This is a genomic window from Microbacterium sp. BE35, assembly GCF_031457705.1.
Taxonomy (GTDB): Bacteria; Actinomycetota; Actinomycetes; order Actinomycetales; family Microbacteriaceae; genus Microbacterium; species Microbacterium trichothecenolyticum.
Genome location: NZ_JAVDXD010000002.1, coordinates 378,814 through 402,121, shown reverse-complemented (window position 1 = coordinate 402,121; position 23,308 = coordinate 378,814). Strand labels below are relative to the sequence as shown.

The following is a 23,308-nucleotide window of genomic DNA, read 5'->3' as shown; positions in this document are numbered from 1 at the left end:
GCGGTGCCCGGCACGACCCGGGCACCGCGACATCCGGCGTGGATCAGCCTGCGGCGACCGTCTTGTCGAACTCGGCCTGCACTTTGGCGATGGTGTCGTCGATCGACGACTGCCCGTCCTGCATCTCGATCCGCGCTTGGCGGAAGAAGGTGTTGAAGGCGCTGAACGTCGAGAGGTCGGAGACGTTCTCGTACCAGACGAGGTTCGGGCTCTCGAGCAGGGCGAAGTAGTCCTCGGCGCCGGGGATCGAGGTGTTGCGCTCGATCTCGTCGGCCGCGACGATGTTCGGCGCGAGCCAGCCGTTCGCCTCCATGAGGTCGGCGGTGTCGACCTGGTAGAAGAACTCGAGGAACTCGGTCGCCGATGCGTACTCGTCGTCGTCCTCCGCGGCCTGCGACGAGATGGCCAGGCCACCGGCGGTGTCGCCGTTGACGGCGTTCTTCAGCACGTTGATCGAGCCGTCCTCACCCGGGACGATGAACAGGCCGGCGTTGAAGTCCGGATCGACCTTGTTGATGTCGTTCAGGCGCCCGATGCCGGCGGACGACGTCGCCATCACGGCCATGTCGTTCACCAGCAGCGTCGTGGTCTGCGCATCCGCGGTGGACTGCCAGCCCTCGAGGACGTACTCGTTCGTGATGTCGAGGAGCTCCTGCAGCGGCTCGCGCAGGTCTTCGATCGTGGCATCGCCGTTCTGAGCAGCCGTCCAGAACCCACCCTCGTCGCCCCACTCGGCGAAATACGGCGAGGCGAGCTGCTTCCACAGCTGGTCGCTGGGCCAGACCTCGGCCGCCGCGGTGGCCAGCGGCTCGTCGCCGTTGGCCTTGATGTCCGCGAGGAGGTCCGTGAAGTCGTCGTACGTCTCGGGGACCTCGAGGTCGTTCTCTTCGAAGTAATCCTTGTTGTAGACGATGTTCAGGCCGATCTCGCCGTTGAGCGCGCTGTACGGCACGGTGTAGACGTTGCCGTCTTCGGCCGATCCGACCGCCTCCGGCTCGATGAGCTCGGTGACCGACTCGGGGATCGGCGCGAGCTTGCCGGCATTGATGTACGTGAGGGTGTCCCGCATGTCGACGACGGCCGGCCAGTTGCCCGTGGCATCCATCGTCTTCAGCGCTGTCGCATAGTCGCTTCCCGCCGGCAGCGGGTCGAGCTGAACGGTTGTCGTCTCGCTCTGCTCGTTGAAGGCTTCGACCACCGCGTCGACGACCGAGTTCCAGGTCTCGTCGCCCGTTGCGTAGAGGAAGCGGATGGTGGTCTTCGGAGCGGTGCCGGCGTCATCGCCGTCGCCTCCCGAGCTGGTGCAGCCGGTGAGCGCGAGAGCCGCGACGGCGACACCCGCTGCGCCCGCGAGCCAGGCAGAACGGCGCCGCTGCGCCCCTGCCCGCGTCGTTGCGTCGTGCATGTGATCTCCCTTGATTCGTGCCGGAACGATTCCGTCATCGAGAGAGTACCTCAAAGTGGACAACGTTTGCCACTCCTTTAGGAAGACGCTTTCCTGGCCCGATCGAATGCCGCAGCCCACACGCCGGTCTCAGCGTTCGAGGGCTGGGATCGCCTCGCCATGGATGATCGGCGTGCCGCTCAGACCGACCGTGTCGACGCCGTCGGCTTGCTCGTCCAGCACCAGGGCGAGCGCCGCTTCGCCGAACTGCTCGAGCGGCACCTCGACCGTGCTGAACCCCGGCAGGACATCCCCCAGCATGGGGACGTGGTCGAATCCGGTCACCTCGATGCCGTCGGGAACCGGTACGCCGAACTCGCGCAGGCGAGCGATCACACCGACTGCCATCGCGTCGCTCATGGCCGCGATGACGTCGACCTCGTCGAGCCGCTCACGCAGTTGGTCCACCGCTCGGTGACCCCCATCGCGAGAGAAGTCGGTGTGCACGATATCGCGCTCGTCCACGGCGATGCCCCGGTGTGCAAGCCCTTCGACGAAACCGCCGACGCGCTCGAGCGCCGTGATCTCACCGGCAGGACCGGACACGAGTGCGAACCGCCGGAGCCCGGCGTCCACCAGTCCTTCCGCCAGCAGGCGAGCGGCGTGCCGATTGTCCACGGTCACGGTGGGGAAGCCGAGCTCGTTGTCGCCGATCACGACGATCTTCGCGCCGTGGTCCCGCAGCACCGCGAGGTGCTCCTTCACCGCCGCCTCGCGCGCCGCATCCGTCGTCCGGCTCGTCGCCATCACCACCGCGAGATGGCGCTCGCCGCGCAGCTGCGTCAAGAGGGCGAGCTCTCGGGTGGGGTCGTCGCGCGTCGTGCGCACAGCGACCGAGATGCCGCGTTCCTCGGCGGCGTGCATGATGCCCGAGATCATGGTCGCCGAGCCGAAGTCGTCGATGTCGCCCACGATGAACGCCACTGTGCGCGCCCGGCCGCCTTTGATGGTCTGAGCCGCCGGGCTCACGGCGTAGCCGAGTGTGCGGGCCGCCTCTTCGACGCGTTCGCGCAGCTCCGGCGACCCGCTCTTCTTGCCGCGCACCCCGCCGTTGAGCGCACGCGACGCCGCCGGCACCGACACACCCGCCAGGCGTGCGACGTCGGTGAGGGTGGGGGGCTTGGCGGGCTTCGGCATCGACTTCCTCTCACACGGGCGACCGTGACGAGATAACGCTATCCAACAATGACTTTCGGGGCGGACAGGCGCCGAGGACAGCCACCGGCGAACGGGGCGCGCGTCACGCCGGCTGCGCGGGCTTGGTGCGCACCGGGCCCATCCACGTCGCGACCAGCACCGATGTGATCGCGCCCGCGGCCATGATGGCGGCGAGCACGACGATCTGGAACCGGCCGGCCTCGATCGGCGAGATACCGCCGAAGATCGCACCGACGAAGGCGCCGGGCAGCACGACGAGCCCCGTCGTCTTCGTCTGGTCGATCGCCGGCACGAGCGCATCGCGCACGGCGCGGCGAGCGAGCAGCAGCGTCGAGGCTCGCGGCGTGGCTCCGAGTGCGAGCCAGCCTTCCACCTCGTCCCAGTGGTCCACGATCGCGGTCGTGAACATGCGGCCCGTGAGCGTCGCGATGCTCATCGCGTTGCCGATGACGATCGCCCCGATGGCGAGGGCGTACCGCGACGTGAGCTCCAGCGCGCCGGTCGCGAACACGACGGTCGCGGCGACGAGGACGCCGACCGCCATCGATGACGACATCACGGCGAACCCGCGCGTCGACCAGCCGATGCGGCCCGTCGCGACGGAGGTGGCGATGGTGAACATGACGACGAGCGCGACAGCGATCCACACCGGGTTCGCGATGACGCCCGTGAGGATGACGCTGATCACCGCGAGCTGCACCGCCCCGCGCAGGATCGCCACCACCGGTGCCCACATGCTCGGGATGCGGAACGCCGCGAGGACGACGGTCGTGACGGCCGCGAGCACCAGCACCCCGACGAGCGTCGGGGCCAGGTCGGCGGGCATGTTCACGGTCGGAGCCTACCGACCGGGCGGAGAGCGCCGACGGGCGGACACGCGTGGGGAGTTCTGCCAGGCTCGTCGTGTCGGAACGCCGCATGAGGGGATGGATGACATGGCTGAGCTGCGCTTCTTCTGGGTGGACGTCTTCGCCGAGACTCCGCTGACCGGAAACCCGCTCGCGCTCGTGCCCGGTGCCGACGGACTGAGCGAGCGCGAGATGCGGGCGATCGCGCAGGAGTTCAATCAGTCCGAGACGACATTCCTCGTCGCACCGTCGGCTGCGGGCGCCGACCACCGCCTGCGGTCGTTCACCGCGGCCGGGGTCGAGGTGCTGGGTGCCGGCCACAACGCGATGGGCGCGTGGATCTGGCTCGCCGACACCGGAGTGCTGCCGTCCGACCGCCACGAGTTCGCCCAGCAGATCGGCGACGACGTGCTGCCGGTGTGGATCGCCCGCACCGAGGCCGGCCGGTCGAGGGTGACGATGCGGCAGGCCGCGCCCCGGTTCCTGCATTCGACGACGGAGCCCACGGGCTTCGCTGAGGCGCTCGGCCTCACCCCGGCGGCCCTTGCCGACCGCTCCGCCGAGGTGGTCTGGACGGGTGCCGAGCACCTCATGCTCGGGCTGCGCACGCGCGCCGACGTCGACGCCGCGGCGCCGGAGCCGGCACGACTGCGGGTCCTGCTCGCCGGGGTGGGTGCGGAGGGGTGCTACGTCTTCACCACCGAGGGCGGCCCTGACGGCGCCGACGCGTACGCGCGCTTCTTCAACCCCACCGTCGGCATCGTCGAAGACCCTGCCACGGGCACCGCCGCCGGACCTCTCGCTGCGCTGCTCGCACGCGACGGAGAAGCGCGAGGTGGCAGCATCCGTATCCTCCAAGGCCACGCGATGGGAAGGCCGAGCATCCTCGACGTCGCCGTGGACGGCGACCGCGTCGACCTGTCGGGCAGCGGGCTCGTGGTGGCCGACGGCGTGCTGCGCCTCTGACCCGCTCAGTCGCCGCGGTGAGCCGCGCGCTCCAGCTCGGCGGCGACGTCGGGGACGTAGTTCTCGAGGTTGCGGGGCGGGCGCTCGTACCCCCGGGAGCCGGGGCGGACCGGAATCTCGACCTCCTCCCGCGGGACGAGCTCGTAGGGGATGCTCGCCAGCAGATGGGAGATCATGTTGATCCGGCTGCGGCGCTTGTCGACCGACGGCACCTCGAACCACGGCGCCTCGGGGATGTCGGTGTGCACGAACATGGTGTCTTTCGCGCGGGAGTAGTCCTCCCACCGGGTGACCGAGAGGGCGTCGTTCGGGCTCAGCTTCCAGCGTCGCATCGGGTCGTCGGCGCGTGAGCGGAATCGGGCCTCCTGCTCATCGGGAGACACGCTGAACCAGTACTTGAGCAGGACGACTCCGTCCTCCACCAGCATGCGCTCGAAGATCGGCGCCTGGTGGAGGAAGCGGTGATACTGCGCATTCGTGCAGTAACCCATCACGTGCTCGACGCCGGCGCGGTTGTACCACGAGCGGTCCATGAGCACGATCTCGCCCGCCGCCGGCAGGTGCGGCACATAGCGCTGGAAGTACCACTGGGTCTTCTCCCGCTCCGTCGGCGTCGGCAGGGCGACGATGCGGGTGACCCGCGGGTTCAGGTACTCCGCGACCCGCTTGATCGTCGAGCCCTTGCCAGCGGCATCCCGTCCCTCGAAGATCACGACGATCCGCGCACCGGATGCCTGAACCCAGGCCTGCATGTCGACGAGCTGCGCCTGCAGTCGCCGCAGCTCCTGCTCGTAGATCTTCTTCGACAGGCGCGAGGAGCTCATCTCGGTGACAGTACACCAGACCCGAGCCGGGACGCCCTGCGGCGACCCGCACGCGGCGAGGTCTCAGCGGCGCACGGGATCCGCGTCGCCGCGCTGGAAAGCCTCGACGTCGCGCAGCGAGGGTCCGGCTTCCCAGTCCCCCGGGGTCAGGCACGCCATCGCACCGCACGTGTTCGCGCGACCGAGGGTATCGGCGACCTCGAGGCCGGCGAGCATGCCGCTCAGGTACCCGGCGACGAACGCGTCCCCGGCGCCGACGGTGTCGACAGCGTCGATGCGAAAGCCCGGCCCCTCGACGACGGTTCCGGGCTGGAACACCGTCGCGCCATCGGCTCCGAGCTTCAGAACGACCTGCGAGCACCCCGTATCGAGCAGCCGCCGCGCGGCCGCGTCGGGATCGTCGCCGGGGAACATCAGCACCAGTTCCTCGGCGCCGCCGAACACGACGTCGGCCCGTTCCGCGAGCGCCCGCAGCATCGGCCCCGCAGCATCCGGGTCCGCGAGTGCCGACCGGTAGTTGACATCGAAGCTCACGCGCACGCCGGCGGCGCGGGCGCGGTCGATGGCCGCGTGGAGGGTCGCGCGACCCGACTCCGAGATCAGGGCAGTGATCCCCGAGACGTGCAGCAGGTCGGCCTCTTCGATCCATCCAGCGGTGACGTCCCCCGGCGTCAGCCGCGAGCCTGCGGAACCCGCGCGATAGTAGAAGACGGCGGTGGATGCTGCGGTCGGACGCTCCTTCACCATCAACCCCGTCGGGGCCCCGGAATCCACCACGGCGCGGACGTCGACACCCTCCGCGCGGATCTCGCGCACCACGCGCTCGCCGAGCGAGTCGTCGCCGACGCGGCCGAGCCACGAAGAGTCGACGCCGAGCCGGCGCAGGCCGATGGCGACGTTGCTCTCCGCGCCCCCGATGCCCAGCGCCACCGCGGGCGCATGCCTGAGTGAGCCGACCTCGGTGGCGCGCATGAGCGCCATCGTCTCGCCGAGGGTGACGACGCGGGGGTCGCGGGCGTCAGCCATCAGGCCGCTTCCTGCGCGGCCACCGCCACGAACGCGGCGGCGCGATCCCGCAGAGCCCCGAGGTCGCCGCCTCGGAAGGCGTCACCGAGCAACGGGCCGCCGACGCTGACCGCGACCGCGCCGGCCGCGAGCCAGGCGCCGGCCGAGTCGAGGTCGACGCCACCGGACGGCATCGCGACGATGTCGGGGAACGGCCCCCGCAGGTCCTTGAGGTACGACGGCCCGACCACACCTGCCGGAAAGATCTTCACCGCGGAGGCGCCGGCCGACCAGGACGCGAAGAGCTCGGTCGGGGTGAGGCCACCGGGGATGATGGGCACGCCGGCTTCGGTCGCCTGCGCGACGAACGCCGTCGAGGTGATCGGAGTGACCACATAGTGCGCGCCCGCGTCGACGGCCCGTGCGAGCTGATCCGTGTCGGTGACCGTGCCGACGCCGAGGTCGGCGGAATCGCCGTAGCGCTCGAGCAGTCGCGGGAGGCGGTCGAAGGTTCCTGGGGTGGTGAGGGTGAGCTCGACACTGCGGATGCCGGCCTCGAGCAGCACGTCGAGAACGGCGTCGTAATCCTCCGCCCGCTGAGCCCGCGCGACCACGACGACCCGGGACCCGACCGTGCGCTCAGGGAGCGCGAGGCGACGGGCGGCGGCCTCACCAGTCATGGACGGTCCCGTCGAGCAGGCGGTTCACCGGCAGGTAGGCCTTCGTGTACTCGAACGCCGCGGCGGCGTCCTCGTCGAGCTCGACCCCGAGGCCGGGCGCTTCGCCCGGGTGCAGGAAGCCGCGGTCGAACGTGAACGACGTGCGGAACACGTCGAGCGTCTGCTCGTTGTGCGGCATGTACTCCTGGATCCCGAAGTTGTGGATCGCGAGGTCGAGGTGCAGGGCGGCGGCCATGCCCACCGGCGAGATGTCGGTGGGGCCGTGGATGCCCGACTTGATGCCGTAGATCGCCGCGAAGTCCAGCAGCTTCTTCATCGCCGTGATGCCGCCCGTGTGCGTCACCGCCGAGCGCACATAGTCGATGAGGCGCTCGGTGATGAGCGTCTGGTAGTCGAACACGGTGTTGAAGACCTCGCCGATGGCGAGCGGCGTCGTGGAGTGCTGGCGCACGAGGCGCAGCGCCGACTGGTCCTCTCCCGGCGTGCAGTCCTCGAGCCAGAACAGGTCGTAGGGCTCGATGTCTTTGGCGAACCGCGCCGCCTCGATGGGCGACATGCGGTGATGTCCGTCGTGCAGGATGCGCAGGCCGGTGCCGAAGTCCTCGCGGATCTTGGCGAACACGTCGGGCATGTGCGCGAGGTACGTACGGGTGTCCCAGGTCTCCTCGCTCGGCCGGCCGTCGACGGCGCGCTTGGCCGGCTCGTAGTCGTAGCGCACACCGGGGCCCGCCGACGAGACGCCGTAGATCTGGCCGAGGCCGGGCACCCCGGTCTGCACGCGCACGGCGGTGTAGCCGAGCTCCTCGTACCCGGTGATCGCGTTCACGAGAGCCTGGTAGTCCGTGCCCGATGCGTGAGCGTAGACACGGATGCCCGAGCGGCTGGCACCGCCGAGAAGCTGGTACAGCGGCATCCCGGCCTTCTTCGCCTTGATGTCCCACAGGGCCATGTCGACCGCGGCGATCGCCGCCATCGTGACGGGGCCGCGGCGCCAGTAGGGGCCTCGGTAGAGGTACTGCCAGGTGTCCTCGATGCGGTCCTCGTCGCGCCCGATGAGCGTCGAGGCGACGTGGTCGCTGAGGTACGACGCGACCGACAGCTCGCGGCCGTTCAGCGTGGCGTCGCCCCACCCGACGATGCCGTCGGAGGTCACGATCTTGAGCGTCACGAAGTTGCGACCGGGGCTGGTGATGTTGACGGTGACGTTCTCGATCGCCATCTGTGTCTCCTAGGAAGTGTCGGTGCGGCCGCCGCGGACGGCGGCCGCACCAGGGTTCGGATCGGGTGCCCGACGGCCTACATCGCGGGACGCGGATCGGTCAGATCGCGACCGGTCCACTCGGGCGCGACGATCGCCGCGATCAGCGCCGACAGCGTGTACAGCGCGAGGAGCACGATCACCGGGATGATGCTGCCCGTGGTCGCGGCCACCCAGGCGGCGGCCAGCACGGGTCCGATGCCGGTCGCGATGATCGCGGCGATCTCGCGCACGATGGCCGTGAGCGTGTAGCGGTTGCGCGAACCGAAGATCTCGGGGATGGCGATGTTCTCCATCGAGGCGAGGCCCAGGACGGCCACGTTGTGGATCACGACGTAGCCGACGAAGATCCAGGCGACCTCCTTCGTGTTGATCGCGAGCATCGTCGGCACGATGAGCACCAGCGCGAGCGACGTCATGACGATGTACATGCGGCGGCGGCCGAACTTGTCGCCGAGCCAGCCCACGAACGGGATGGTCCCGAAACCGATGAGCGACGAGACGATGACGATCTCGGGGCCGACACCCTTCTGCACCGCGAGGGTGATCGTGATGAACGAGATCAGGTACGTCTGGATGAGACCCGAGTTGCCGGCCTGCCCGAAACGCAGGAAGAACGAGACGAGCGTCGCCTTGATCGGCTTGCGCTTCAGCGACTCGAGCGTGCGGATGTCGTTGGTCTGCGTCGCAAGGTCGACCATCTCGTCGCGCGACAGCGCCTGACCGTCGACGACGTCGGTGCGCTCCTCGAAGACCGGGCTCTCCTTGAGGTTCAGTCGCACCCAGACGGCGAACACCATGATCACGGCGGAGGCGATGAACGGGATGCGCCAGCCCCAGGCCAGGACGTCCTCTTCGACCATCACGGCCAGCAGGATCGCCCAGATCGCGGAGGCGAAGAGCGTCCCGCAGTTGGTGCCGAGCGCGACGAGCGACGCGATGATGCCGCGGCGCTTGGCCGGCGCGTACTCGGCGAGCATGACGCCCGCACCCGAGATCTCCGCGCCGGCGCCGAAGCCCTGGGCGAGGCGCAGCAGCACCAGCATGATCGGGGCGATGAGGCCGGCCTGCTCGTAGGTGGGAAGGAAGCCGATGAGCGTGGTCGCCAGGCCCATGAGGAGGATCGTGTAGAAGAGCACCTTGCGGCGGCCGATCTTGTCGCCCATGCGCCCGAAGTACCACGCGCCGAGCGGCCGGGCGAGGTAGCCGACGCCGTAGGTGGCCATGGCGAGCACGACGGCCATGCCGGGCTCCTCGCCGGCGAAGAACAGCTGGCTGAAGACCAGGGCGGCGGCCAGCGAGTACAGCTGGAAGTCCATGAACTCCAGCGCGGTGCCGAGCCAGCCGGAGACGGCGGCGCGGACGAGGTCGCCCGTCGAGCGGGTGACGGTGGGCGGCGGCGCGGGTGCGTCGACGCCGGGGACCTGGGGTTTGCTCATGAGTACTCCTTCGTAGATGAGTGAGCGGTGAGGGGGTGAGAAGTCAGAGTTCGAGCAGGACCTTCGCCGAGGCGGACGAGTCGCGCGCGACCGTGAACGCCTCGACGGCGCGGGATGCCTCGATCGTGTGCGAGACGACGGCATCGAGTGCGTGGGATTCGGCGAGCATCGCCACGGCGTCGTCGATCTCGGTCGAGAAGCGGAACGCCCCGCGCAGGGTGAGCTCCTTCGCGAGCATCGGCGCCAGGTTCACGCCGATCTCGGCGTTCGCGAGCATTCCGACCTGCACGATCGTCCCGGTGCGGCGCGCGGCACGCACCGACTGCGTCAGCGAGACGGCGACGCCGGAGCACTCGAACACGACGTCGTACGATTCGTCGGCGATCGTGTCGCGGCCGACGAGCACCAGCTCGCTCGCCCCGAGGGCTGCGGCGCGGGCGAGCGGCTCGGTGCGCACGTCGCTCGCGCCGATGACCGCGGCACCGGCGTGCGCGGCCGCGGCGACGACGAGAAGCCCGATCGGCCCCGCGCCGATGACGAGCACGCGCTTGCCGGTGATGTCGCCGGCGAGGTTCACGGCGTGCAGCGCCACCGCGAGGGGTTCGGCGAGCGCCGCCCGCTCGAGCGGGAGCGTCTCGGGGAGCACGCGGATCATGTGCTCTTCGACGACGAGGTACTCCGCGGCGCCGCCCTGACGATGCGGCGTGGTCGCGGCGCTGCCGAAGTAGTCGCCGCCGGGCCGCAGGTGCGGGTGGTCCTCGAGTCCCGGGACCGGCGCGCCGTAGCGGGCGGGATGCACGGTGACCGGGGTACCGGGCTCGAGTCGCCCGGACGGGTCCAGGTCGACCACGGCCGACAGCTCGTGCCCCGGGATGAGCGGCTCCGTGATCGCGTACTCACCGTTGACGCCGTGGAAGTAGTAGTGCAGATCGGACCCGCAGATGCCGACGAACCGGACGCGCAGGCGCACCTCGCCCTCACCGGGCTCGGGAAGCGGGCGGTCTTCCCAGCGGATGTCTTCCTTGCCGTGGATCGCGAGCGCCTTCATGGCGCCTCCTTCCTGCTGGTGTGCCGCGGTCATGCCGAGACCTCGTGACGGATGCCGGATGCTTCGGCCCGCGCGGCGGCCACGCTGTCGGCCACCGCCGCCTCCACGCCGCCGCCTGTGATCGTGTCGATGAGCTCGCCGACCCGGGTGATGAATGCCGGACGACCCGCGAGCTCCTCGCCGAACAGCTGCAGCCCCGAGATCGCGGCGTCGGCGATGCCCGCGCCGTTGCGCGCGCCCGCAGCGGCCTCGGCGAGACGCGGGCGCGCGGCATCCGTCATCGCATCGGCGAACCGACCCGGCTGGAAGCCCGGAAGCGGGGCGAGGCACGACAGGTACGACGCGACCGTGAGCGCGATCAGGTGCGGCATCGCCCCGTTGTCGAGGGCCCGCACTGCGGGCTCGGGAATGCGCTGGCGCAGCTTCACCGATCCATCGGTGCCGACCTGCGTCGTGCGGTGGCCGAGAGCGGTGTTGCCCCAGCGCTCGAACAGCTCGCGCCGGTACTCGTCGAAGTCGACGCCCGACGGCATCTCGATCGACGGCGCGTACTCGTCCGCGAGGACGATCCGGGCGGCGGCGTCGATGTCCGCGAGGCCGATCGCCTCGGGGATGGTCTCGACCCCGCGGAGCGCGCCGAGGTAGGCGATGAGCGAGTGGGTGCCGTTGAGCAGCCGCACCTTCATCTGTTCGTACCGGCCGACCTCACCGGTGAACACGGCTCCCCCGGCCTCCCACGCCGGGCGGCCGGCGCGGAAGTCGTCCTCGATCGCCCACATCGTGAAGGGTTCCGCGGGGACGGGGATGTCATCGCGCGCGCCCAGCAGCTCGGACGCGCGGGCCCGCAGCTCGGGAGTCGTGGACGGCACGATGCGGTCGACCATGCTCGACGGGAACGACACGCGCTCGTCGAGGAACGCCAGCGCCTCGGCACCTTCGGCTCCCGGGAGGCTCTGCAGGAACTCGCGCACGAGCCGGCGGGTGTGCGATCCGTTCGCCGCCAGGTTGTCGCAGCTGAGCACCGTGAGAGGAGCACCGGATGCCGCGGCCCGACGCTGGATGCCGCGTGCGAGCTGACCGATCGTCGAGGCCGGGCTGCCGCCTTGCAGGTCGGCCGCGATGACCGGGGAGGCGACGTCGAGGTGGCCGGTCGCGGGCGAGTAGCTGTAGCCGTTCTCGGTCACGGTGAGGGTGACGATGCGGATCGCCGGATCGGCGATGGCGCGCACGACCCGGTCCGGCTCATCCGCGGCGACGAACGCGTCGGTGTGGACGGCGGGAACGGCGAGTCGGGTTCCCGCCGGCGAGATCTCGGCGACGGAGTAGAGCATGTCCTGCGCGCGCATCGCGTCGACGACCGAGCGGGATCGCGACGCGACTCCCACGATCCCCCAGTCATCGCCGCTTCCTGCGGCGAGCGCAGCAGCGGTGTAGACGGCCTGGTGCGCGCGGTGGAAGCTGCCGAGACCGAGGTGGAGGATTCCCGCCGAGCGCGGCGCGTCGGCAACGGCGACCGTCGTGGCGACGCTCCGGCCGAGCCGGGCGGCGGTCATGCCGTCGCTCCGGCGTGTGCGCTCGTCCGTCGAGTCGAGGGATCCTCGGTGATCGTCATGGAAAAGAGTGTGCAGGATTTGTACAATGTTTGTCAAGGCGTTGCATCACATCGGCATGAGCCATGATGGGAACGCTGGCTGGGCTCGAGATCGGAACGCGGGATGACGGCGACATTGACCGACGTGGCTCGGCGCGCGGGGGTTTCTGTCGCGACGGCCTCGCGCGCATTCGGGGAGCCCGACCGCCTCGCGGTCGCGACGCGGGAACGCGTGCTCCGCGCCGCGAGCGACCTCGGGTACGCGACTCCGCAGGCCGCGACGACCACGCGCACGATCGGCGTCATCGTCCCCGACGTGGCGAACCCCGTGTACGCCACCCTCCTCAAGGCGATCGAGGGTCAGGCCTGGCACGGCCGCCATCGGATCGTGCTGTTCGACGCGGATGAGGACCTCCGGCGCGAGCGGGAGCAGATCGAGCGCGCACGCAAGCTCGACGGCATGCTGCTGTGCTCCCCGCGCCTGCCCGACGAAGACGTGCTGGCCCTCGTCGGCGAGACGCCGTACGTCGTGATCAACCGGCTGCTCGAGGGCGCTCCGTGCGTGCTGATGGACGCCGAGCACGGGCCCCGGCAGGCGGTGGAACATCTGGCCGCACTCGGCCACCGGCACATCGCCTACGCCGCCGGGCCTCTCGGCTCGTGGGCAGACAGCCGCCGATCGGACACGGTCGCGCGGGCGTGCGAGAGCTTCGGCATCCGTCTCACCCGGCTCAGCCACCACGCCGCATCCATCCAGGGCGGACGCGCTGCGGCGGCACCTGCGGCCGCGAGCGGCGCCACCGCGGTGATCGCGTACAACGACCTCGTGGCGCTCGGAGTCGAAGCAGGCATGTCGGACCTCGGCCGGTCGTGCCCCGACGACATCAGCATCGTCGGCATCGACGACATCGAGATGGCAGGTGCCGTGACGCCGGGCCTGACCACGGTGCGGATGCCGATCGGCAGAAGCGGGGCACTCGCCGTCGACCTCCTCCTGCAGACGATGGCCGGCACCCCGCCGGAGGAGGCGGTGGTTCTCAACTCGCAGCTGATCGTTCGCGGCTCGACGGCAGCCCCGGCCGCGTGAGGCCGGCCTCCGCGGGAGCGTTGCGCCCGTAGCGCATCCCTCGTGATCCACCGTTGCCACCGCCTGGCCCGCTGACCTCCCGCCCCGCGCCGCACAGAATCGGAGCGTCGGTGCGACGCGCCGACCCCGGCCGTCCGTCGCCGGCGTGTCGCCGAAAGACTCCGATCCTGTGCACCCCCGACAGCGGCGGCCAGACGTCGCCGTGCGCGATCGCCCGACCCCGCCGAGCACACGCGAGAGGGCAGGTTCCCGCACGCCGTGGCGTGCAGGAGCCTGCCCTCTCGCGATACCGGCGAGCCGGGGACGGATGCTGCGCCCCGGCGCCGGCGTCAGGCCGGCTGCTTCTCGTCCAGCACGTAGCCCGTCTCGCCGTGCTCGGCGAGGTCGAGGCCGGCGACCTCGTCCTCGCTCTTGACGCGGAACCCGAGGGTCTTGTCGATCGCGAAGCCGATGACGAGGGTGAGGATCAGCGAGTAGCCCAGCACCGCGAACGCGGCGATCGCCTGGACGATGAGCTGCGTGCCGTCACCGCCCATGAAGAGACCTGTGCCGGTGGCGAAGAAGCCGAGGTATAGCGTGCCGATGAGGCCACCGACGAGGTGGATGCCCACCACGTCGAGCGAGTCGTCGAAGCCCCACTTGTACTTGAGCTCGATCGCCAGGGCGCAGAGCGCGCCGGCGACGAGGCCGAGCACGATCGCCCAGATCGGCGTGAGCGCGGCGCACGCGGGGGTGATCGCGACGAGACCCGCGACGGCGCCCGACGCGGCGCCGACCGACGTCGGCTTGCCGTCCTTGAGCTTCTCGACGACGAGCCAGGCCAGGAGTGCTGCGGCCGTCGCGGCGATCGTGTTGACGTAGACGAGGGCGGCGGTGCCGTCGGCGGCGAGCTCCGAGCCGCCGTTGAAGCCGAACCAGCCGAACCACAGCAGACCTGCGCCGAGGAGCACGAACGGCGGGTTGTGGGGCACGTGGACGCCCTTCTTGAACCCGACGCGCTTGCCGAGCACGAGCGCGAGGGCGAGCGCCGCCGCACCGGCGTTGATGTGCACCGCGGTGCCACCGGCGAAGTCGATGACGCCGACCCCGAAGACCTCCTGGAGTCCATACGTGATCCAGCCGCCGTAGGCGAAGCTGCCGTCCTCGGCGAGACCGAAGTTGAACACCCAGCTGGCGACCGGGAAGTACACGACCGTCGCCCACACGCCGGCGAACAGCATCCATGATCCGAACTTCGCGCGGTCGGCGATCGCTCCGGAGATCAGGGCGACGGTGATGATCGCGAACGTCGCCTGGAAGGCGACGAACGCCATGGGCGGGTAGGCCGCGCCCTCGGGCACCTCGATGAGGCTCTCGAGCCCGACTGCCGACCAGTCGATCGCCCACGGCGCGACGAGTCCGTCAGAGCCGGGGAAGGCGATCGCGTAGCCGTAGATCACCCACAAGACGCCGATGAGCCCGGCCGCGCCGAACGTCATCATCATCATGCTGATGACGCTCTTCGCTTTGACGAGACCTCCGTAGAAGAAGGCCAGACCGGGCGCCATCAGCAGCACGAGTGCTGCCGACAGCAGGATGAATGTGGTGTTTCCCTGATCCATGACGCGAGCCTCTCTGCAGGCGGCCGCGGGAGGGACCGCCGGGTTGCGGTGCACCTGTGATCTGCGCCTGCCGGCAGACCACTGCCGTGCAACCCATTTTCACCACGCGCAACTCAGCGGCGATTTCTACCTCATGAACCTTGCGTGACATCGAGCGAGGCCGGTTTTACGTGCCGGAAACATCGGTGACACCTGCAGTGCGCGGGCCAGTTGTTACTCTCAATCAACAAGCTTCACCAACAGTCAACTCGACCCGAGGAGAACCGCCATGACCCTTCCCGCCTTCGCCGGGGGTGACGTCGTCACCCTCCCCGCCGCACCGCAGTCGCTGCGCGCTCGCGCGCTGGCGGACGATGTCCGCTTCATCCTCGCGGTGTTCGTCGACCTGAACGGCAAGCCCTGCGCCAAGCTCGTCCCCGTCTCCGCCGCCGACGAGCTCGAGGGCGGCGAGCTCGGCTTCGCGGGGTTCGCCGCGGGTCTCATCGGCCAGCGCCCGCACGACGCCGACCTCATCGCGGTCCCCGACCTCGACTCGTACGCGCCGATCCCGTTCGTGCGCGAGGGGCTCGCGATCGTGCACTGCGACCCGTACGTCGACGGCGAACCGTGGCCGTACGCGCCGCGGGTGATCCTCAAGCGTGCGCTCGCACGACTGGCCGAGCGGGGCCTGTCGGCCAAGGTCGGCGCCGAGGTCGAGTACTTCCTCGTCGACCGCTCCGAAGACGGCACGCTGACGGCGGCCGACTCCAAGGACGAGGGCCTGCGCTCCTGCTACGACGCCCGCGGCGTCACCCGCATGTACGACCACCTCGCTGCCGTCAGCGACGCGATGAACGCGCTGGGCTGGGGCAACTACGCCAACGACCATGAAGACGCGCCGGGCCAGTTCGAGCAGAACTTCAGATACGACGAGGCCCTCGTGACGGCCGACCGCGTCATCACGCTGCGCTACCTCATCGGCATGCTCGCCGAGCAGCGCGGCATGACCGCGACGTTCATGCCGAAGCCGTTCAGCGACCGCGCCGGCAACGGACTGCACTTCCACCTGTCGCTGTGGAACGACGACGACGCACCGGTGTTCCCCTCCCCGGCGGACGAGCGCGGCCTCGGGCTCTCGGAAGTGGCGTACTCCTTCGTCGCGGGCATGCTCGACCACGCACCGGGGCTGCAGCTGTTCCTCGCGCCGAGCGTCAACTCCTACAAGCGCCGGGGTGCGACGACGAGCGCGTCGGGCGCGACCTGGTCGCCCAAGCACGCGACCTACGGCGGAAACGACCGCACGCACTTCATCCGCGTGCCCGATGCGAACCGCATCGAACTGCGCGCTGCTGACGGCTCGGCCAACCCGTACCTCGCGCTGGCGGCCGTGGTGCACGCCGGTCTCGACGGCATCGAGCGCGCGGCCGACCCCGGCGACCCGTGCGGACCGGGCGAGTTCCGCGAGAACTCGGCCGTGCTCCCCCGCACCCTCCTCCACGCCGTGCAGTCGCTCCGCGACGACGCCGTGCTGCGCGAAGCGATCGACGAGGGCGGCCACGGGGTCGGCGACTACTTCGCCGACGCCAAGGAGGACGAATTCCTCGGCTGGCACAACACCGTCACCGAGTGGGAGCTCGACCGCTACCTCACGGCGTACTGAGCGCCGCGGCATCCGTTACGAACGAAAGGAACCACCCATGTGCGGAATCGCTGCACTGCAGATTCGCAACCCCGCGCTGCGCGGCGAGCTCGGCGGCCTCATGCACGGCATGCTGTGCGAGATCGTCGAGCGGGGGCCCGACTCGGCGGGCCTCGCCCTGTACGGCTCGGATCGGCTGACTCCCGAAGGATCGTCGGCGATCACCGTGATCACGGATGCCGACCCCGCCGCCCTCGCGGCGGACCTCCGCGCGAGCCTGCCCGACGGAGCGGAGCCGACGGTGGTGGCGTACGCCGAGTCCGTGCTCGTGAATGCCGGGGCCCCGGCATCCGTGTTGGAGGCAGCCGTGCGCGCCGCACTTCCCGGTGAGAGCATCATCGGGCGCGGCTCGAACGTGGCGGTGCTGAAGGGCGTCGGCCACCCCGTCGAGCTCGCCGACGTGTACCGGCTCACCGAGATCAGCGGCACCCAGGCGCTGTCGCACACCCGCATGGCCACAGAGTCGGCGGTCACCGCCGTCGGCGCGCACCCGTTCACCGTCGCCGAGGACCTCTGCCTCGTGCACAACGGCTCGTTCAGCAACCACGCCTCGATCCGCCGCCGGCTGCGCGCCGAGGGCGTCGAGTTCGACAGCGAGAACGACTCCGAGGTCGCGGCCCGCTTCATCGCCTGGCGTATGGGCCAGGGCGACGACCTCGAGACCGCTCTCAAGGCACTGCAGGGCGTGTTCGACGGGTTCTACACGCTGGTCGTCACCACCGCCGACAGCATGGCGGTCGTCCGCGACCCCATCGCCTGCAAGCCGGCGATCATCGCCGAGACCGACGACTGGATCGCGATGGCGTCGGAGTACCGCGCCCTCGCGGGCCTGCCGGGCATCGAGGACGCCCGCATCTTCGAGCCGTCGCCCGGCGTCGTCTACACCTGGGCGCTCGCGCCCGTCCTGGAAGGAGCAGCCCGATGACCCTCATCGCCCCCGCCGTCGCCACGACCACGATCGACCTCGCGGACTCGAGCGTGCGCGAGCTGAACCAGCTGCTGCATGACGCCGCCGACGGCACCTCGTGGGTCGTCGAATCCCCGGTCGGCAGCCACAACATCGGCGTCGGCATCAGCGCCGACATCGACGTGACCGTCGAGGGCAACGTCGGCTACTACTTCGCTGGCATGCACCAGACCGGGACCGCGACCGTGCACGGCAGCGCCGGCGTCGGACTCGCCGAGAACATCATGTCGGGCGTCGTGCACGTCACCGGGGATGCCTCGCAGTCGACCGCTGCGACCGGGCACGGCGGTCTCGTGATCGTCGACGGCAACACCGGCGCCCGCTGCGGCATCTCGATGAAGGGCGTCGACATCGTCGTGGGAGGCAGCATCGGCCACGCGTCCGCCTTCATGGCGCAGGCCGGCCGACTCGTCGTGTGCGGCGACGCCGGCGAGGCGCTCGGCGACTCGATCTACGAGGCGCGCATCTACGTGCGCGGCGAGGTCGCCTCCCTCGGCGCCGACTGCGTCGAGAAGCAGGTGCGGCCCGAGCACCTCGCCGAGCTGGCCGAGCTGCTCGAACGCGCAGGGCGCAGCGAGCGCCCCGAGGAGTTCCGCCGCTACGGCTCGGCGCGAAACCTCTACCACTTCAAGGTCGACAACGCCGGCTCGTACTGACCCATCGCCACACCTGGAGCACCCACCATGAACCAAGATCTCGCCGCGCTCGGCCTCCGCGAATCCGCGACCTTCGACCGTGCCACCATCGCCGACATCCAGCGCGCCGCCGACACCGGCATCTACGACATCCGCGGGTGGGGCGCCAAGCGCGCACTCCCCCACTTCGACGACCTGCTGTTCCTCGGGGCGAGCATGTCCCGCTACCCCCTCGAGGGCTACCGCGAGAAGTGCGCGACCGATGTGACCCTCGGCGCCCGCAACGCGCTCGAGCCGATCCACCTCGACATCCCGGTGACGATCGCCGGCATGAGCTTCGGCGCCCTTTCGGCCAACGCGAAGGAGGCCCTCGGCCGGGGCGCGAGCGAGGCCGGCACCTCGACGACCACCGGCGACGGCGGCATGACGCCCGAGGAGCGCGGCCAGTCCAAGACGCTCGTCTACCAGTACCTGCCGTCGCGCTACGGCATGAACCCCGACGACCTCCGCAAGGCCGACGCGATCGAGATCGTGCTCGGCCAGGGCGCGAAGCCCGGCGGCGGCGGAATGCTGCTCGGCCAGAAGATCACCGAGCGCGTGGCCGGGATGCGCACGCTCCCGGTCGGGATCGACCAGCGCTCCGCGAGCCGCCACCCCGACTGGACCGGGCCCGACGACCTCACCATCAAGATCGCCGAGATCCGCGAGATCACCGACTGGCGCAAGCCCATCTACGTCAAGATCGGCGCCTCGCGGCCCTACTACGACACCGCCCTCGCGGTGAAGGCGGGCGCCGACGTCGTCGTGCTCGACGGCATGCAGGGCGGCACCGCCGCGACGCAGCAGGTGTTCATCGAGCACGTCGGCATCCCGACGCTCGCGGCGATCGGACCCGCCGTACAGGCGCTGCAGGAGCTCGGCGTGCACCGCACCGGCGTCCAGCTGATCGTGTCGGGCGGTATCCGCACGGGTGCCGACGTGGCGAAGGCGCTGGCGCTGGGAGCGGATGCCGTCGCCATCGGCACCGCCGCGCTGATCGCCCTCGGCGACAACGACCCCCGCTACGCCGACGAGTACGCGAAGCTCGGCTCGGCCGCGGGCTTCTACGACGACTTCCAGGACGGACGCGATCCCGCCGGCATCTCCACGCAGGATCCGGAGCTGTCGTCGCGTCTCGACCCGGTCGCGGCCGGCCGGCGGCTGGCGAACTACCTCCGCGTGCTCACGCTCGAGGCGCAGACGATCGCTCGCGCCTGCGGCAAGTCGCACGTGCGCAACCTCGAGCCCGAGGACCTGGTCGCGCTGACCGTCGAGTCGGCAGCGATGGCAGGGGTGCCCCTGGCCGGCACGTCCTGGATCCCCGGACGCAGCTGACACCATGTCCCCCGACCTGGGCGCACTGGCTGGTCTTGCCGGCTTGGCCGACCTGGATGTCGTCACCCCCGCCGACGCCTCGCCGGAGTCGTGGGCGAACGGCCTCGGCGTCACGCGGGTGCTCGCGAAGCGCCTCGCGTGGCGGCTGAGCATCGCGGAGCTGCGGGGACGGATGCCGTTCTCGGCCTTCCCCGGCGTCGACCGCGTGCTCATCCCACTGAGTGCGCCGACGGTCACCCTGGTGGTCGACGGCGTCGAGCGACGGGTGACGCGGGAACGCGGCATCCGTTTCCGTGGTGAAGCCCGCGTCGTGGCGACCGCGGATCGCGGCGGCGTCTCGGTCGTGAACCTCATGGTCAAGCGCGGGCTCGCTGCACCCGCGTACCGCGTCGAACTGCACCGCGGCACGGTGCTCGTCGATCCGGCGGCGACCCTCACCGTGCTGCTGGCGGGAGCGGCGACGGTCGACGACCTTCCGCTCCCGCCCGGCAGTGCGCTGCTGCAGAGCCCGCGCGAGCGCCGCATCCGCTGCGAGTCCGCGCTCATCGCGCGATTCGATCTCACCCCGTCCGGCGACGAGCCGCACACCTGAAAGGCCTTCAATGTCCACTCACCCGATCGCGATCATCGGCGCCGGCCTGGCGGGCGCCGCCACGGCGTGGCAGCTCGCCCGTCGCGGGCATGAGGTCGTCATCCTCGAGCGCAGCGTTCCCGCCGGCGAATGGGGCAGCTCCCACGGCTCGGCGCGCATCCTGCGGTACACGTACCCGGACCCGTTCTACACGGGGCTCATGATCGAGGCACGGCGCGGCTGGGACGAGCTCGAAGACCTCCGCGGCGAGCGCCTCATCACCCCGACCGGCTCGCTGGACTACGGCGCGACGCGTGATCCGGCGGCGCTCGCGGCGGTGCTCGCGGACGCGGACATCCCGCATGAGCTGCTCACCGCTGCCGAGGCCTCGGCGCGCTGGACGGGGTTGGCGTTCGACGGTCCGGTGCTGTGGCACGAGAGCGCGGGCGTCATCGACGCCGAGGAGGCGGTGAGAGCGATGGTCGGTCTCGCGGTCGCCGCAGGGGCCGAACTGCGGCAGGACTGGGCCGCCGCCCGCGTGCTCCCCCACGGCGACGGCTACCTCGTCGAGTCGGAGGCGGGCGACGTCGTCATGGCGTCGCAGGTCGTCGTGGCGGCGGGCGGCTGGCTGCCGGCACTGCTCGGCGGTCTGGGCCTGCCGCAGGAGGCGCTCGACGCGTTTCCGAGGCTCGAGGTGCGGCAGGAGCAGGCGCTGCACTTCCCCCACCGCGACCCGGAGGCGGCGTGGCCGACCTTCATCAACAAGCGCGCCGACATCCAGGTCTACGGGCTGCCGGGCGGACGCGACGCCGACTTCCGCGGGCAGAAGGTCGCCGAGTACAACGGCGGCCGCGTCATCGGCTCGGCGCTCGAGCACGACCGCATCGTCGATCCGGCGCGGCGCGAGAGGCTCGTCTCGTACGTCGCCGAGGCGCTGCCCGGCCTCGTGCCCGAGCCGTACGCCGAGACGACGTGCCTGTTCACGAACGCACCGGCCGACGAGTTCATCATCGACCGCGTAGGCGGCGTGACCATCCTCTCGCCCTGCTCCGGCCACGGCGCCAAGTTCGCGCCGCTGCTCGGTGAGCTCGCCGCGCGCCTCGTCACGGGCTCCGACTCGGGGGTCGCGCGGTTCCGCCCGCTCGCCGCCCTGGCCGGCGCATGAGCGCGCCCGCGCTCCCCACCCCGGACTCCCCCGATGCTCCGCAGTCGCTTTCGGCGCGTGCCCTGAGGGCCCGAGCGCCAAAGGTGACTGCGGAGCAGCGATATGGCGCCGCGGGCGGGCGCGGGAGCGTCGCGGGGATGCTGCGCGAGATCGCGGCCGTCGGCGCGGATCCGGCGCGGGGCGGCTTCAGTCGTGCCGGATACTCGGATGCCGACCGCGAGCTCCGCGAGTGGTTCACCGGCCACGCGGAGGCTCGGGGACTCGACGTCGAGCGCGACTGCAACGGCACGATGTGGGCGTGGTGGAACCCGGGCGGCAGCACCGCAGACGCCGTGATCACGGGCAGCCATCTCGACTCGGTACCCGGCGGGGGCGGTTACGACGGACCGCTGGGCGTGGCATCCGCTCTCGCCGCCGTCGATCTGCTGCGCGAGCGCTCGGTCGTTCCCGACCGCCCCATCGGCATCGCCGTCTTCCCCGAGGAGGAGGGGTCGCGGTTCGGCGTCGCATGCCTGGGCTCGCGCCTGATGGCCGGGGCCATCAGCCCCGAGCGCGCGCTGGCGCTCACCGACCGCGAGGGCGACACCTTCGCCGAGGTCGCGCGGCGCGACGGTCTCGACCCGGCGCACATCGGCCCCGATCCCGGGCGGCTCGCGCGGATATCGTCCTTCGTCGAGCTCCACGTCGAGCAGGGGCGAGGCCTCATCGACCTCGACCGTCCCGTCGCGATCGCCTCATCGATCCTCGGGCACGGCCGATGGCGGGTGACCGTCGACGGCCAGGGCAACCACGCCGGCACGACCCTCATGGACGACCGGCGCGACCCGATGGTCGCCGCCGCCCGCATGATCGTCGAGATCCGCGACCTCGCCCGTCGCACGCCCGACGCCCGGGCGACGATCGGCCGGCTCGAGCCGGTGCCGGGCGGCACGAACGTCATCGCGTCGCAGGTCCGGTTCTGGATCGACATCCGACACCCCGACGATCTCGTCACCGCCGCGCTCGTGTCCCAGGCTCGCGACCGCGTCCTCGCGGCCGCCGCCGACGAGGGCTGCCGCGCCGAGGTCCGCGAGGAGTCCCTGAGCCCGACCGTCGACTTCGACCTCGGCCTGCGCGAGGCGTTGCGAACCGCGCTCGTCGACGCCCCCGAGCTCGGCACCGGTGCCGGCCACGACGCGGGTGTCCTCGCGGCATCCGTCCCCACCGCGATGCTGTTCGTCCGCAACCCGACCGGCATCTCGCACTCCCCCGAGGAGCTGGTGGAGGACGCGGATGCCGAAGTCGGCGCCGTCGCACTGGCCGATGTGCTGCAGGGCCTCGCTGCGCCGGGCACCGAGGCCGCCGCCGCAGACACCCGCCATATGATGGCGAGGTGAGTGCCGCGACCCCCGGAGCAGACGGCGCGGGTGGCGTGCTCGAGCCGATCATCGCCCAGCAGGTGCGGCGCTACCGCGCCGAGCAGGGCATCTCGGCTGCCGATCTCGCGGCGCGCACCGGCCTGTCGAAGGCGATGATCTCGAAGATCGAGTCGGCGACGACCTCGTGCTCGCTCACGACGCTGCAGCGACTGGCCGACGGGTTCGGCATCCCGGTCACCGCGCTGTTCCGCGGGTCTGCGAGCGATCGCGAGGCGTCGTTCACCAAGGCCGGCGCGGGCAGCGTCAGCGTCCGCAGCGGCACGCAGCACGGTCACCTGTATCGCATGCTCGGAGTGCTGAAAGACACCCCGAACGCGCTCGAGCCCACGCTCGTGACGCTCACCGACGCGTCGAACGTGTTCCCGCTCTTCCAGCACCCGGGCACCGAGTTCCTCTACATGCTCGAGGGGCGCATGACCTACGGGCACGGCGGCTACGAGTACGAGATGGAGCCCGGCGATGCGCTGCTCCTCGACGGCGAGGCCGCGCACGGCCCCGTCGAACTCATCGAGGTGCCGATCCGGTTCCTCGCGATCCGGTCGCGCTGAGCC

General features: G+C 70.7%; 21 protein-coding genes. 10 read left to right on the top strand and 11 right to left on the bottom strand.

The genetic code is table 11. The features are described 5' to 3' along the window. Positions 1-43: 43 nt before the first annotated feature. The 3 genes from J2Y46_RS08100 to J2Y46_RS08090 all read right to left on the bottom strand — a co-directional run bounded on the left by J2Y46_RS08100 (position 44) and on the right by J2Y46_RS08090 (position 3,428). The gene (locus J2Y46_RS08100; protein ID WP_045297117.1) at positions 44-1,405 is read right to left on the bottom strand and encodes an ABC transporter substrate-binding protein; all 1,362 of its coding nucleotides are present in this window, start codon (positions 1,403-1,405) and stop codon (positions 44-46) included. A gap of 129 nt (positions 1,406-1,534) precedes the next feature. Next, a complete protein-coding gene (locus J2Y46_RS08095) occupies positions 1,535-2,581 on the bottom strand; it encodes a LacI family DNA-binding transcriptional regulator (protein ID WP_310241515.1) in 1,047 nt (348 codons plus the stop codon). A 103-nt stretch (positions 2,582-2,684) separates the two neighbouring features. Further along, positions 2,685-3,428: an ABC transporter permease gene (locus J2Y46_RS08090; RefSeq protein ID WP_310242331.1), complete on the bottom strand. Its 744-nt coding sequence runs from the start codon at positions 3,426-3,428 to the stop codon at positions 2,685-2,687. A 109-nt stretch (positions 3,429-3,537) separates the two neighbouring features. On the opposite strand from J2Y46_RS08090, the gene J2Y46_RS08085 reads away from it, so the two are divergent. Beyond that, positions 3,538-4,416 (top strand): PhzF family phenazine biosynthesis protein, encoded by an 879-nt coding sequence (locus tag J2Y46_RS08085; RefSeq protein WP_310241514.1) that lies wholly within the window; start codon positions 3,538-3,540, stop codon positions 4,414-4,416. Positions 4,417-4,421: 5 nt separating this feature from the next. Here J2Y46_RS08085 and ppk2 read toward each other — a convergent pair whose 3' ends face one another. The 7 genes from ppk2 to J2Y46_RS08050 form a co-directional block, all read right to left on the bottom strand. Continuing rightward, on the bottom strand, positions 4,422-5,240 hold the full coding sequence (ppk2, locus tag J2Y46_RS08080) for a polyphosphate kinase 2 (RefSeq protein ID WP_310241512.1): 819 nt from the start codon (positions 5,238-5,240) through the stop codon (positions 4,422-4,424). Positions 5,241-5,303: 63 nt separating this feature from the next. Further along, positions 5,304-6,266, bottom strand: coding sequence for a sugar kinase (locus J2Y46_RS08075; protein ID WP_310241510.1), 963 nt, complete (start codon positions 6,264-6,266; stop codon positions 5,304-5,306). Then, entirely contained in the window at positions 6,266-6,925 is a 660-nt protein-coding gene (locus tag J2Y46_RS08070; RefSeq protein ID WP_310241508.1) for a bifunctional 4-hydroxy-2-oxoglutarate aldolase/2-dehydro-3-deoxy-phosphogluconate aldolase, read from the bottom strand. Before J2Y46_RS08070 ends, J2Y46_RS08075 begins: the two co-directional genes overlap by 1 nt. After that, on the bottom strand, positions 6,915-8,144 hold the full coding sequence (manD, locus tag J2Y46_RS08065) for a D-mannonate dehydratase ManD (protein ID WP_310241506.1): 1,230 nt from the start codon (positions 8,142-8,144) through the stop codon (positions 6,915-6,917). Before manD ends, J2Y46_RS08070 begins: the two co-directional genes overlap by 11 nt. A gap of 77 nt (positions 8,145-8,221) precedes the next feature. Beyond that, the gene (locus J2Y46_RS08060) at positions 8,222-9,622 is read right to left on the bottom strand and encodes an MFS transporter (protein ID WP_310241504.1); all 1,401 of its coding nucleotides are present in this window, start codon (positions 9,620-9,622) and stop codon (positions 8,222-8,224) included. A gap of 43 nt (positions 9,623-9,665) precedes the next feature. After that, positions 9,666-10,670, bottom strand: coding sequence for an L-idonate 5-dehydrogenase (locus tag J2Y46_RS08055; RefSeq protein ID WP_310241502.1), 1,005 nt, complete (start codon positions 10,668-10,670; stop codon positions 9,666-9,668). A 29-nt stretch (positions 10,671-10,699) separates the two neighbouring features. Further along, positions 10,700-12,223 carry a mannitol dehydrogenase family protein gene (locus tag J2Y46_RS08050; RefSeq protein ID WP_310241500.1) on the bottom strand — a complete coding sequence of 508 codons (1,524 nt, stop codon included), beginning with the start codon at positions 12,221-12,223 and terminating at the stop codon, positions 10,700-10,702. A gap of 162 nt (positions 12,224-12,385) precedes the next feature. Between J2Y46_RS08050 and J2Y46_RS08045 the strand changes: the two genes are divergently transcribed. Further along, complete coding sequence (locus tag J2Y46_RS08045; protein ID WP_045297101.1) at positions 12,386-13,348, top strand: LacI family DNA-binding transcriptional regulator; 963 nt, start codon at positions 12,386-12,388, stop codon at positions 13,346-13,348. A gap of 329 nt (positions 13,349-13,677) precedes the next feature. Here the strand turns inward: J2Y46_RS08045 and J2Y46_RS08040 are convergent, their stop codons facing one another. Further along, positions 13,678-14,949 (bottom strand): ammonium transporter, encoded by a 1,272-nt coding sequence (locus J2Y46_RS08040; protein ID WP_045297100.1) that lies wholly within the window; start codon positions 14,947-14,949, stop codon positions 13,678-13,680. Positions 14,950-15,217: 268 nt separating this feature from the next. On the opposite strand from J2Y46_RS08040, the gene glnT reads away from it, so the two are divergent. The 8 genes from glnT to J2Y46_RS08000 all read left to right on the top strand — a co-directional run bounded on the left by glnT (position 15,218) and on the right by J2Y46_RS08000 (position 23,305). Continuing rightward, positions 15,218-16,588 (top strand): type III glutamate--ammonia ligase, encoded by a 1,371-nt coding sequence (glnT, locus tag J2Y46_RS08035; protein ID WP_045297098.1) that lies wholly within the window; start codon positions 15,218-15,220, stop codon positions 16,586-16,588. Positions 16,589-16,625: 37 nt separating this feature from the next. Next, on the top strand, positions 16,626-17,552 hold the full coding sequence (locus J2Y46_RS08030) for a glutamine amidotransferase (protein WP_045297096.1): 927 nt from the start codon (positions 16,626-16,628) through the stop codon (positions 17,550-17,552). Beyond that, the gene (locus tag J2Y46_RS08025; protein ID WP_310241497.1) at positions 17,549-18,250 is read left to right on the top strand and encodes a protein glxC; all 702 of its coding nucleotides are present in this window, start codon (positions 17,549-17,551) and stop codon (positions 18,248-18,250) included. Before J2Y46_RS08030 ends, J2Y46_RS08025 begins: the two co-directional genes overlap by 4 nt. 27 nt (positions 18,251-18,277) lie before the next feature. Then, the gene (locus J2Y46_RS08020; protein WP_045297093.1) at positions 18,278-19,603 is read left to right on the top strand and encodes an FMN-binding glutamate synthase family protein; all 1,326 of its coding nucleotides are present in this window, start codon (positions 18,278-18,280) and stop codon (positions 19,601-19,603) included. A 4-nt stretch (positions 19,604-19,607) separates the two neighbouring features. Next, on the top strand, positions 19,608-20,195 hold the full coding sequence (locus J2Y46_RS08015; RefSeq protein WP_052676684.1) for a HutD family protein: 588 nt from the start codon (positions 19,608-19,610) through the stop codon (positions 20,193-20,195). Positions 20,196-20,205: 10 nt separating this feature from the next. After that, the gene (locus J2Y46_RS08010) at positions 20,206-21,339 is read left to right on the top strand and encodes an FAD-dependent oxidoreductase (protein ID WP_310241495.1); all 1,134 of its coding nucleotides are present in this window, start codon (positions 20,206-20,208) and stop codon (positions 21,337-21,339) included. Positions 21,340-21,476: 137 nt separating this feature from the next. Next, a complete protein-coding gene (locus J2Y46_RS08005; RefSeq protein WP_310241493.1) occupies positions 21,477-22,715 on the top strand; it encodes an allantoate amidohydrolase in 1,239 nt (412 codons plus the stop codon). Beyond that, positions 22,712-23,305 (top strand): XRE family transcriptional regulator, encoded by a 594-nt coding sequence (locus J2Y46_RS08000; RefSeq protein WP_045297089.1) that lies wholly within the window; start codon positions 22,712-22,714, stop codon positions 23,303-23,305. Before J2Y46_RS08005 ends, J2Y46_RS08000 begins: the two co-directional genes overlap by 4 nt. Positions 23,306-23,308 lie beyond the last annotated feature (3 nt).